The sequence below is a fragment of the Rhizobacter koreensis genome, from assembly GCF_013366375.1.
Classification (GTDB): Bacteria; Pseudomonadota; Gammaproteobacteria; order Burkholderiales; family Burkholderiaceae_C; genus Schlegelella_A; species Schlegelella_A koreensis.
This window is the reverse complement of record NZ_JABWMJ010000017.1, coordinates 61,403-72,386: the sequence shown is the minus strand read 5'-3', so window position 1 is coordinate 72,386 and position 10,984 is coordinate 61,403. Positions and strand designations below refer to the sequence as shown.

General features: G+C 68.7%; 9 protein-coding genes. 2 read left to right on the top strand and 7 right to left on the bottom strand.

Going from position 1 to position 10,984, the window contains the following annotated elements; genetic code table 11:
• Positions 1-101: 101 nt before the first annotated feature.
• The 4 genes from HQN59_RS24130 to HQN59_RS24115 form a co-directional block, all read right to left on the bottom strand.
• Positions 102-1,583: a DUF4158 domain-containing protein gene (locus tag HQN59_RS24130; RefSeq protein ID WP_342451304.1), complete on the bottom strand. Its 1,482-nt coding sequence runs from the start codon at positions 1,581-1,583 to the stop codon at positions 102-104.
• A 296-nt stretch (positions 1,584-1,879) separates the two neighbouring features.
• Positions 1,880-3,112: an acyl-CoA dehydrogenase family protein gene (locus HQN59_RS24125; protein WP_176071694.1), complete on the bottom strand. Its 1,233-nt coding sequence runs from the start codon at positions 3,110-3,112 to the stop codon at positions 1,880-1,882.
• Positions 3,113-3,128: 16 nt separating this feature from the next.
• On the bottom strand, positions 3,129-3,530 hold the full coding sequence (locus HQN59_RS24120) for a Zn-ribbon domain-containing OB-fold protein (RefSeq protein WP_176071693.1): 402 nt from the start codon (positions 3,528-3,530) through the stop codon (positions 3,129-3,131).
• 16 nt (positions 3,531-3,546) lie between these two features.
• Positions 3,547-4,719: an acetyl-CoA acetyltransferase gene (locus HQN59_RS24115; RefSeq protein WP_176071692.1), complete on the bottom strand. Its 1,173-nt coding sequence runs from the start codon at positions 4,717-4,719 to the stop codon at positions 3,547-3,549.
• A gap of 113 nt (positions 4,720-4,832) precedes the next feature.
• On the opposite strand from HQN59_RS24115, the gene HQN59_RS24110 reads away from it, so the two are divergent.
• Positions 4,833-5,588 (top strand): SDR family oxidoreductase, encoded by a 756-nt coding sequence (locus HQN59_RS24110; protein ID WP_176071691.1) that lies wholly within the window; start codon positions 4,833-4,835, stop codon positions 5,586-5,588.
• Between the two features lie 17 nt (positions 5,589-5,605).
• Here the strand turns inward: HQN59_RS24110 and HQN59_RS24105 are convergent, their stop codons facing one another.
• From HQN59_RS24105 to HQN59_RS24095, 3 genes are all read right to left on the bottom strand, one after another.
• On the bottom strand, positions 5,606-7,111 hold the full coding sequence (locus HQN59_RS24105; protein WP_176071690.1) for an AMP-binding protein: 1,506 nt from the start codon (positions 7,109-7,111) through the stop codon (positions 5,606-5,608).
• Entirely contained in the window at positions 7,108-7,956 is an 849-nt protein-coding gene (locus HQN59_RS24100) for an alpha/beta fold hydrolase (protein WP_342451303.1), read from the bottom strand. Before HQN59_RS24100 ends, HQN59_RS24105 begins: the two co-directional genes overlap by 4 nt.
• 64 nt (positions 7,957-8,020) lie before the next feature.
• A complete protein-coding gene (locus HQN59_RS24095) occupies positions 8,021-8,821 on the bottom strand; it encodes a transglutaminase-like domain-containing protein (RefSeq protein ID WP_342451302.1) in 801 nt (266 codons plus the stop codon).
• Between the two features lie 78 nt (positions 8,822-8,899).
• Here HQN59_RS24095 and HQN59_RS24090 point away from each other — a divergent pair, with 78 nt between their 5' ends.
• Entirely contained in the window at positions 8,900-10,972 is a 2,073-nt protein-coding gene (locus HQN59_RS24090; RefSeq protein ID WP_176071689.1) for an FAD-dependent oxidoreductase, read from the top strand.
• Positions 10,973-10,984: the final 12 nt, after the last annotated feature.

Sequence of the window (10,984 nt, the reverse complement as noted above, 5' to 3'; positions counted from 1 at the left end):
GTACAGGGGCTCAACCGGGGCGCCTCCGGCGGCCTGGCAGGGGCCCGGGATTGAAGAACTTCAAACCGCAGCCAATCCACTTAACTCAGGCCGCTGCGTGTTCAAACCAGCGGAGCCGGCTCTTCCTGCCATTCGCTCGGCGGAATCAACGTGTCCTCGCGATCGCGATGCTTGCGACTGTGGGCAAGCCACAGCCGTCCGCCTTTCAGACCTCGGCGAATCGAGGTGACAGCGCATGCGCGCAGGGCGGCGAGCGCCTTGCCCCTGTCCGGCAGCTTTAGGAGGTCGTGCCAAACGCGGTCGGTGATCGACACGTCGAAGTCCTGCGGGAGTTGGTTCGCGCCTTGGCGCGCGAGGTCTCTCAAGACTCTGACCTGCTTCATCGACCGATCGTTGTCGTCACCACGCAGGTCGAGGATGGACACGGCATTCAGCAGCGCCGTGACGCTGCGGCTGTCGTCGACGAGCGCGCCACGGACGAGGGCGGCATGACTGCCTTCGCCGATTGTGGTCTGCGGCGGGATCAGCGCTTTCAAGGCGGTGATCTTCTGCTCTGCCGTCTGGTTTTCGTCGTAGAGCACGCGGCGAATCTGCTCGCGCTCCGCACGCAGACCGATCGAGCTGCGAGCCTGCTTCTCTTGTACACAGCTGCTCGCGCGCCGCACGAAATCGCATACCCGGCGCGCGGCGATGTCGGCGGTCGCATCGGTCAGCTCCAGCAGCGTCGCGTGCAGGAAGCAGGCCATCTCGACGGCCAAGCTGTCGTCGCTCAGTCGCTGGGTTTCCGAGGGCGGCCGGTTGACGACGGCCTGACTGTAGGCCCGCAGGCGCGCCGAGGGAATCGCGGACAGATCCCACTTGTGCACACCCAGCGCCTTCAGGAACGTGATCTTGCGCGTCGTCGCGTTCAGCGTCGCCGTTCCGTGCTTTGCCGGTGGCGTGCGTAGCCACTCAAGAACGGTTCCGCCGGTACGCCCTTGGCGCTTGGAGAACATCCTCGCGATGGCCCTGCGAAGATCTGGTTCAGCGATCTGCTTGCGCACGGTCTCGAGCGCGCTGCGTTCCTGAGCGGTGAATGCCGCACGAGCGACGTCGCGCACCGTTCGATCGCCGGGCAGGAGGTACTTGTTGGTGAACAGCCAGAGCTCGGCCCGCTTGACGAGGTCGTCGACCGAAGAGGCCGAGCCAGCGAGCGTGACGAGCGCGTCGGAAAGCGCAGCCGTTGCCGCATCGTCGACAGGCGAGAATCCGCATTGCTCGCGGGCCCAGCGCTGATGTTCGAAGCGCGTCGCCGAACGCTTGTACAGCGTCTTCATCGATGCGATCGCGGTTTCGTTCAGGCCGAGCCATCTGCACAGTGACTGCAGCAGCACCCGAGGAACGCCGGAGACCGCATCGAGCGACCGGCCCGTCGCCCGGATGAAGACGAGCTGAAGCGCGGCACCGAGCCGGGAGCCGCGGAACGCCGCTCGAAGGTCGGAAATGTCCTTGGCGCTCAGGCTGAAGGCTTCGTCCACATCCTCCTGCGACATGCTCTTTGGCAGGGACGTGGCACCAACGAACCGAAGGTGGACTCCTGACACGTCACAACTCCGTCGGCGCGCGGCGGCGCGGGGCTGGGAACTATGACAGGCAGGTCTGGCGCCGTCTGGGGAGGACGGAGCCGGGTTTACCCGAGGACGCTACCGCTACGATTTGCACCGAGACCGAGGTCACCCCGTTCTCGAGCCATACGCGCCGCAGCTCGGCGACGTGTGCCGCTTCGAGCGGCCGACGCAGGTCGACACCACTCACCTCGGCGCCGATGGCGCCGGCCAGGCGCCTGATCTCCATCGCGGCTGCGGCCATCGTCGATGTGCCTCTTCGCCGTCTCGACGCCCTAGAGGTCGGCCCGTCCGCCCAGCAACTGCCGTGCGATCGTGCGCCGCTGGATCTCGGCCGTGCCGTCGGGAATGCGCATCACGCGCGCGAAGCGCCAGCCCTCCTCGATGCGCAGCTCGTTGGTCAGCCCCATTGCGCCGTGCACCTGGATGCTGCGGTCCATCACGCGGCCCAGCATCTCGGTGCAGAAGGCCTTGACCATGCTCACCTGCGCGGTGGCGGCTTCGCCACGGTCGATGCGCCAGGCACAGTTCTGGATCATCGACTTTGCGGCGTAGATGTCCATCGCGCTGTCGGCCAGCATGAACTGGATCGCCTGGTGCTCGGCGATCGGCACCCCCTGCGTCTTGCGCACCTTGGCGTATTCCAGCGCCTGGTCCAGCGCCCAGCGTGCGAGCCCCAGGCAAGTGGCGGCCATGCCGATGCGGCCGGCGTTCACGCCGTCCATCGCCACCGCCAGGCCGCGGCCGACGGCTCCAAGGCGATGGTCGTCGGGCACGCGCACGCCGTCGAGAATCACCACGCCGGTATCGCCGCCCAGGTGGCCCATGGTGTTGATCAGCCGCGGTACCGAGAATCCGGGCGCTCGCGTGTCGACGAAGAAACCGGTCACCCCGCCCTGGTGGCGCGCCGCTGCCTCGGGGTCGGTGAGTGCGAAGACCATCGCGTGGTCGGCGTAGGGCGAATTGGTGATCCACTGCTTGGTGCCGTTCAACACCCAGTGGTCGCCGTCGCGCACCGCGCGCGTCTTCATTGCGAACACGTCGGAACCCGCGTCGGGTTCGCTCAGGCCGAAGCAAAGCGTCTTGTCGCCGCTGGCGATGCCCTCGCGATAGCGCGCGAACACCGTCGGCTCCAGGTGCCGCAGCACCGGCGACAGGCCGTTGGTGAAGGGCGACGGCAGCACCACGGTCTGGATCAGCGGCCGACCGGGCCCGAAGCGATGGTTCAGCACCTCCTGGATGTGCGCCATCGCCTGCGCCCCGAGGCCGGCGCCGCCCAGCGCTTCGGCGCCGAACAAGTTGTAGTAACCCAGTTCGGCCGAGCGCATGCGGATGCGCCGGCGCAGCGCCAGCACCTCGGGCACGAAGCGGCCATCGGGCTGGAAGAGCGTGCGTTCGCTGCCCAGCACCGCCCGGTGCTCGTCCTCGAGCGGCAGAACCTCTCGCTCGACGAAGCGCAGAACGGCCTCGCCGATGGCCCGGGTGTCGGCGTCGACTTCGAAGTCCATGACTAGAGGCCTCGGTTCAAGCCGCCTTGAACTTGGGCAGCGTGATCTCGTCGGTGACCGCGTCGAAGGTGACCGCGACCCGCTGGCCGATGCGAATGGACTCCACGTCGTCGGTGACGATGTTCGTCATCATCCGCGCCCCCTCGTCCAGTTCGACCACCGCCACCACGTAGGGTGCGTCGGCCTTGAACGCAGGGCCGGCCGGACGCCGTGCGACCGTGTAGCTGTAGATGCTGCCGGTGCCGCGAGCGTCGGACCACTCGAGCGCGTCGCTGTGGCAGTGTGGGCACAGCGCCCGCGGGTAGAAGTGGTGACGGCCGCAGTCGCGACAACGCTTGAGGATCAGGCGGCGTTCCTTCAGGGCGGCCCAGTAGGGGGCGCTTTCAGGGTCGACGACGGGAAGTGGCTTGTCGTACATGGTGAGCTGCTCGATGTCAGTGCGTCGAAAGAATGCAGGTGGCGCCGCTCGAGAGCGTGCCGCCCGTGCCGTGCACCAGCGCCGTGGCGGCGTCCTTCACCTGCCGCGGGCCGCACTCGCCGCGCAGTTGCCGCACCGCCTCGATCAGAAGGAAGATGCCGTACATGCCAGGGTGTGCATACGACAGCCCCCCGCCGTTCGTGTTCATCGGGAACGCGCCGCCCGGCGCCGTGCGCTGATTGGAAACGAAGGCCCCGCCCTCGCCGCGCTGGCAGAACCCCAGCGCCTCGAGCGTGAGCAGCGCGGTGATCGTGAAGGAGTCGTACAGCTCGACGACATCGATGTCGTCGTGTCGCACACCCGCCATCGCGAAGGCCTCGCGGCCGGCGATCTCGGCGGCGGTCAGGCGTGCGAGATCCGGCATCGCGGCGATGGTCCAGTGCGTGTGCGCCTCGCCGTAGCCGCGCACGTGCACCGGCTTGCGGTGGCCGATCGCTCGCGCATGCTCGGCGGTGGTCATGACCACCGCACCGCCACCGTCGGTGACCAGGCAGGCATCGAGCAGGTGCAGCGGGTCCGAGATCATCGGGCTCGCAAGCACGTCGTCGATGCTGAGCGGATCGCGCATCGTGGCCGACGGATTCATCGCCGCCCACTTGCGCGTGGCCACCGCGATCTCGGCCAGTTGCGCGGACGTGGTGCCGTGCTCGTGCATGTGGCGCATCGCCGCCAGTGCGTAGCCCCCCACCGGCGTGGGCATACCCCAGGGTGTCTCGTACTGCATCGTCAGCACGGACGGACGACCCGCGAGGTTGCGGCTGGCCTCGCTGCGCTGCAGGCTGCCGTAGGTGATCAGCGCCACTTCACAGCGTCCGGCTTCGATGGAGGTGGCCGCATGGGCGACATGTGCCTCGAAGGCCGAGCCGCCGATGTTGGTGCCATCGACGAAGCGGGGCGCGATGCCGAGGTACTCCGACAGCGTCACCGTGGCCAGCTGACCAGGACCGGGCACGCCCCACATGCCCGCTGTGAGCAGGCCGTCGACCGCGCGCATCGGAATGCCGGCATCGGCCAGCGCATCGCGCGCGCACAACGCCTGGGCCTGCAGCACCGACATCGGCACCGTCACCTTTCCGTCCTTCAAGGGCAGGTCGGCCACGCCGACGATCACCGCCTCACGTTTGCTCATGGCCCTGGTTCTCCGTCACAATGGCACCGTTCGGTCAAACAAATGTTAGGTTGAATTCTATGGCATCCGAAGCGCCTCGACAATCGTGCCCGCTCTCCGCTCCCATCGCGCTGGTGACGGGTGCCACCGCCTACATCGGCCGCGCGATCGCGCTCGAACTGGCGCGGCGCGGCGCGCATGTGGTCGTCAGCGGGCGCAACGCCGCTGCCGGGCAGGCGGTGGCCGACGAGATCGCCGCCGCGGGCGGGCGGGCCGAGTTCGCCGCCGCGGACCTGACCGACCGTGCCGCGGTGCAGGCCCTGGTCGACGGCATCGTGCAGCGTCACGGCCGGCTGGACGTGCTGGCGGCGAGCGGCGCAGGCGCCAGCAGCGACTCGTTGGCCTTCAAGCTGTTCATGGACATGAGTGGCGAGGACTTCGAGACCTACATCCGCTCGCACTGGCTGGCACGCGCACATGTCATCCAGGCGGCTGCCGCGGCGATGCGCGCGAACAAGCGCGGCAAGATCGTCGCCATCGGGACCGACGCGGGTCGCGTGGCCACGGTAGGCGAGTCGTTCATCGGCGGCGCCACCGGCGGCATGATGCAGATGTGCCGCGTTCTGGCTCGTGAGCTTGGCCGAGACGGCATCCGCATCAACGCCGTGGCCATGAGCTACATCGCCGATGCCGAGCCGCGCTGGGGCGGCGCCTCGCCGGCGCTGGCCAGCCACGAGCGCGGCATGCTGCAGCAGTTGAAGAAGCGCATGCTGTTCCCGGTGCATTGCGCTGACATCGCGCAGGCGGTGGCGTTTTTCGCCGGGCCGGAGTCAGACGCGATCACCGGGCAGACGCTGAGCGTCAACGGCGGGCTCAGCACGCCGGGTTGAGGCGCCGAGACCCCGCCTCAGCCGCCGTGCGCGGCCTTCACGGCGGCGCGATCGATCGCGCCGCCGGCGGTGCGAGGCAACCGATCGACGAAATCCACGCGCTTGGGCTTCTTGTAGCGCGCGATCCGCTGAGCGACGAACTCGATCAGTTCCTCCGCGCCCGCGACGGCGCCGGGGCGGATCTCGCAGACGGCCTTGACGGCCTCGCCCCACTGCGCGTCGGGCACGCCGAACACCACGGCGGCAGCGACGGCAGGGTGCTCGGCCAGGGTGCGTTCGACCTCGGCCGGGTACACGTTCTCGCCGCCCGGCTTGATCAGTTCCTTGGCCGGTGATCGGCCCGCGTACCAGAGATAGCCTTCCTCGTCCAGGCGCCCCATGTCCCCGGTGTGGTGCCAGCCGTTGCGGAAGGTGAAGGCGTTGTCTTCGTCGCGCCGCCAGTAGCCGCGGAACACCATCGGTCCACGCACCACGATCTCGCCGGTGGCGCCAGCGGGCACGGACCGGTCCTCGTCGTCGACGATCGAAACCACATGACCGTCCACCGGCAACCCGGCACTGCCCGGGCGGGCGGACATTCTCGCCATGGACACGGACCCCGAGGTCTCGGTCTGCCCGTAGCCGACCCAGAAGTCGGCATGCGGACACGTCGAAGCGAAGCGAGCCAGGGTCTCGGGCGACTCCAGCCCGCTGACCACGCGCAATGCCTTGAGGGCCGAACCCGTTGCAGCCGCCGCATCCAGCACGCCGGCCAGCATCGGCGGGAACGAGCCCATCACGCTGCCGCCTTCGCGGTCGATCGCCTCGACAACCGCCTTCGGGTTGAAGCGCGCCATCACCACGGTCGAACCGCCAGCCGCCTGCACCGCCATCCACATCGCGATGCCGGCGATGTGGAAGAACGGCAGCACGCCGACGTGCACGTCCTGCGGCGTCAGACCCCAGCCGTGCGCCGAGTGGCCCGCAGCCTCCAGCAGCCCACGGTGCGACAGCAAGGCACCGCGCGCCTTGCCGCCCACGGCCGCGGTGTGGACGATCAGGAGCCCGGCGGCGTCGTCGATCATGGCAGGCGACGACGCGACCGAATCCAGGTACAGCGCCTCCGCCGCCGGCCACTCGGGGGACTCGGTACCGGCCGAGAACGTGCGTGCACCGGACAACTCGGCGCTGGCCAGTTGCGCCCGCAGGTCGGGCGCCGCGATCACCACTCGGGGCGAGGTGTCGGCCAACACGTGGGCCACCTCGTCGGCAGACAGGCGCCAGTTCACCGGCACGACGATCGCCCCCAGCCGGGCGGCGGCACCGAAGAGGTCCAGGTACAGCGCCCCGTTGTGCGCGACGATGGCGATACGGTCCCCCGCGCCGACGCCGGCCGACGACAGGCCGGCGGCCAGGCGACGCACGCGTTCAGCATACTCGGCGTGCGTCACGCGCACGCCATCGGCGACGTAGGCCGCGCGCCCGGCATGCAGCCGGGCGTTGTGCTCGATCCGATCGAACAGGGTGAAGGAGCGAAGTCTCATGGGTTGCTCTCCTGGTTCGTAGCAGAGGGCGCCGTGGCGGCTGCACCGGCCGCAGGCATGGCGACGCCGAGGAAGTCGATCAGGCTCGCCGTGAACACATCATTGGCGTCGCCAGCGACCATGTGGCCGGCCTTGGCCAGTTCGTAGAAGCGGGCGCGCGGGAACGCTTCGCAGAAGCGCGCCGCGCCGGCAGCACTGATGACGTCGCTGCGGCCACCCCGTATGAGCGCCACAGGCCCGAGGTATCTTGCCAGCGACCGCGACAGGTAATCTGGGTCGTTACGGTGGCTGTGGTTCTCCTCGTTCATCAGGCGCGGGTCCCAGTGCCAGACCCAGCGCCCAGCGGCGTTCTGCCTGAGGTTCTTGCCGAGCCCGCGCGGATGGGCCTGGACGGGTCGACCGCGATAGTCCGCGATGTGGCGCGCGGCCTCTTCCAACGTCGCGAAACCGTCGGGATGAGCGCGCATGAAATTGACGATGCGATCGACCCCTGCTGATTCGAGCCACGGGCCCACGTCCACCAGAGCCAGCGCGGCCACCGCCGGCGCATCGGCACGGCCGACCAGCGCCATGCCGATCATGCCGCCCAGGGACGCACCAACGATGGCCAGCGGAGCGCCGAGGCTATGGCACAGCCGCGACACGTCCGCGGCCAGTTTGTCGACGTGGTAGTCGCCCTGCGGCGACCAGGCCGACTCGCCATGGCCCGGCAGATCCAGCGCCACCGCCCGCCAGCCGGCCCGCGCCAGCGCCATCGCCGTACCATGCCATGCATGGCGTGTCTGCCCGCCGCCATGCATGAGAAGCACGGTCGGGGCCGTCGACGGCCCGGCAACGTCGGCCACCCAGGCGCCACCGTCGAAGCCGGAAAACTCGACCCGCCGCGCGCGCCCCGATCGTTCTTCTGCTTCAGGTGGCGTCGCCAGAACTCACCTCCTGCTCGAAGTCGCCGGCTCCTGCATTGCGCATCCAGGTCTCGAAGGCCGGATACAGCTCGGCGAACGCAGCCAGCATCTCGCGCCGAGGAACGTCGGCAAAGCTGCCCCGCTCGCGGACGTACTCCATGTGGCGACGGCCGTGTGCGTCGAACTCGTGGAAGACCGAGTCGGCCCGGCCATCGAACTCGAGCGGCTTGACACCCGCCTTCTCGCACAGACCGAGGTTGAAAGCCGGCGTCGCCTTGACCCAATGTCCGTCGATCAGCAGTTCGGCAAAGCCGTGAAACGCGAACACGTCCGTCTGCATCATCTCCCGAAGCCGCGGACTGGTCAGGTGGTTGCGCACGTCGGCAAAGCCGAGCCGGGCCGGCACACCCAGCGCACGGGCAGAAGCTGCCAGCAAGGCAGCCTTGGGCACGCAGAAGCCGCGGCCGTTGGCGATCACATGGCTGGCCTTGAGCCCCTGCTCCGACATGTCGAAGAAGTAGGGGTCGTAGCGGAAACCGTCGCGCACGGCGTAGTACAGCCGCACGGCGATATCGCGTGGCGGCATCGATGCTTGCGCGTGCTCGAGGGCAAAGGCCCTGACCGCGGGGTGATCGCTGTCGACGCAGCGTCCCGGGGCAAGGAAGGGATCGGCGGCAGGGGTGGAAGCACTAGACATCATGTGAGGCGGCGCAATGCAGACGGAACGAATGCGGCAAAGCCAGAAGCGGCACAGCCCGAAGCGGGGGTGCAGACGATGCCGCGGGCAAACCCGTAGCGCGATCACGGCGACGTCGGCACGCTGTCAGGATACGATAGCATACTGATCGAACATACGTTAGTTAGCCCAAAAGCGTCGAATGCGATGAGCAAGCCCAAGCCCGCCTTCCCCCATCTGCTCGCCCCGCTGCAGGCCGGGAGCCATACGCTGCGCAACCGCACGCTGATGGGCTCGATGCACACCGGCCTGGAGCACCTGGACGGCAGCACGGCTCGCTTGGCCGCGTTCTACGCCGAGCGCGCGCGAGGCGGGGCCGGCCTCATCGCCACCGGTGGCTACGCGATGAATGCCGAGGCGCGGCTGGACGAACACGGGCCGATGCTGACCACGCCCGATGAGGCCGAGGCGTTGCGCCCGATTGCAGAAGCGGTCCATGCCGAAGGCGGCAAGATCGTGCTCCAGGTGCTGCACACCGGCCGCTACGCCAAGATCGCCAACCCGGTGGGCGCCTCGATCATCCCCGCGCCGATCAACCGCCGCGCGCCGCGCGCGCTGGCCTCCGAGGAGGTCTGGCGCACCATCGACGACTATGTGCGCTGCGCCGAACTGGCCCTGCACGCCGGCTTCGATGGCGTGGAGGTGATGGGCTCCGAAGGCTACCTCATCAGCCAGTTCGCCACCACGCGCTGCAACGACCGCAACGACGAGTTCGGCGGCAGCATGGAGAACCGGCACCGATTGCCGGTGGAGATCGTACGCCGCACCCGCGAGCGCCTGGGAGCACGCGGGTTGATCATGTACCGCCTGTCGGCGCTCGATCTGGTGGAGGGCGGCGCGCCGGCCGACGAAGTGGTCGCGCTGGCGCGCGCCATCGAAGCCGCCGGAGCTGATCTCATCAACACGGGTTTCGGCTGGCACGAGGCCAGGGTGCCGACCATTGCCTACCTCGTGCCGCGCGCGGCCTTCCGGGCCGTCGGTGCACGCATCAAGCGTGCGCTGAGGATCCCGCTGATCCTTTCCAACCGTATCAACACCCCCGAGGTGGCAGAGGAAATCATCGGCTCCGGTGACGCCGACATGGTGTCGATGGCGCGCCCCTTTCTGGCCGACCCCGATTTCGTGCGCAAGGCGGCTGCCGGCCGACCTGAGTCGATCAATACCTGCATCGCCTGCAACCAGGCCTGCCTCGACTTCATCTTCACCGGCAAACCCACGTCATGCCTGGTGAACCCGCGCGCCGGACGCGAGCTGGAGTTCGCCGAGATGCCGGCGCCGATGGCCAAGCGCCGAGTCGCCGTGGTGGGTGCCGGTGCGGCCGGGCTCGCCTGCGCCATCACCGCTTCCGAACGAGGTCACGCCGTGACGCTGTTCGAGGCCGGTACGGTCATCGGCGGCCAGCTCCATCTGGCGCGCGCCGTTCCGGGCAAGGAGGAGTTCGACGAGCTGCTGCGCTACTTCAGCGCGCGCATCGCCGAGCTGGACATACAGCTGAACCTGAATCGACGCCCGACCGCCGCCGACATCGCTTCCGCCCACTTCGAGCGCATCGTCGTCGCCGCCGGCGTGCGCCCACGCAAGCCCGACATCGTCGGCATCGAACACCCCAAGGTGATCGGCTACGCCGATCTGCTGTCCAGGCGCCGAATCGCCGGGCGAAGGGTCGCCGTCATCGGTGCCGGCGGCATAGGCTTCGACGTTGCCGAATACCTGCTTCACGACGAACACGATCCTGCGACCCCGCCGCGGCGCCCTGCAGCGCACGGCACCAGCGGCGACGCCCAGGCGTTCTTCGCCGACTGGGGTGTAGACCTCACGGAAGAGAATTCCGGCGGTTTGACCACCCCGCGACACCCGGAGCCCTGGCGCTCCGTCACGCTGCTGCAGCGCAAGCCGCAGAAGCCGGGCACTTCCCTCGGGCTGACCACCGGCTGGGCCTTGCGTGCGCGGCTCGACCAGCGCGGGCTCAAGACCCTCACCGGCTGCGCCTACGACAAGATTGACGATGCCGGTCTGCACCTTCGAGTGAACGGCGAACCGCGGCTGCTCGAGGTCGACACGGTGGTCGTGTGCGCTGGCCAGGAGCCCGAGGCCGGACTGGTCGCCGAGCTGCGTGCCCTCGGCATCGAGCCGGCGGTGATCGGCGGCGCCGAGCGCGCGGCCGAACTGGACGCGCTGCGCGCCATCGAGCAAGGCACGCGACTGGCGATGACTTTCTGACACTCGGCAGCG

Coding starts and splice junctions, on each gene's coding strand:
- HQN59_RS24125 (WP_176071694.1), bottom strand. CDS start 3,112: ATGGACTTCGAAGTCGACGCCGACACCCGGGCCATCGGCGAGGCCGTT.
- HQN59_RS24120 (WP_176071693.1), bottom strand. CDS start 3,530: ATGTACGACAAGCCACTTCCCGTCGTCGACCCTGAAAGCGCCCCCTAC.
- HQN59_RS24115 (WP_176071692.1), bottom strand. CDS start 4,719: ATGAGCAAACGTGAGGCGGTGATCGTCGGCGTGGCCGACCTGCCCTTG.
- HQN59_RS24105 (WP_176071690.1), bottom strand. CDS start 7,111: ATGAGACTTCGCTCCTTCACCCTGTTCGATCGGATCGAGCACAACGCC.
- HQN59_RS24090 (WP_176071689.1), top strand. CDS start 8,900: ATGAGCAAGCCCAAGCCCGCCTTCCCCCATCTGCTCGCCCCGCTGCAG.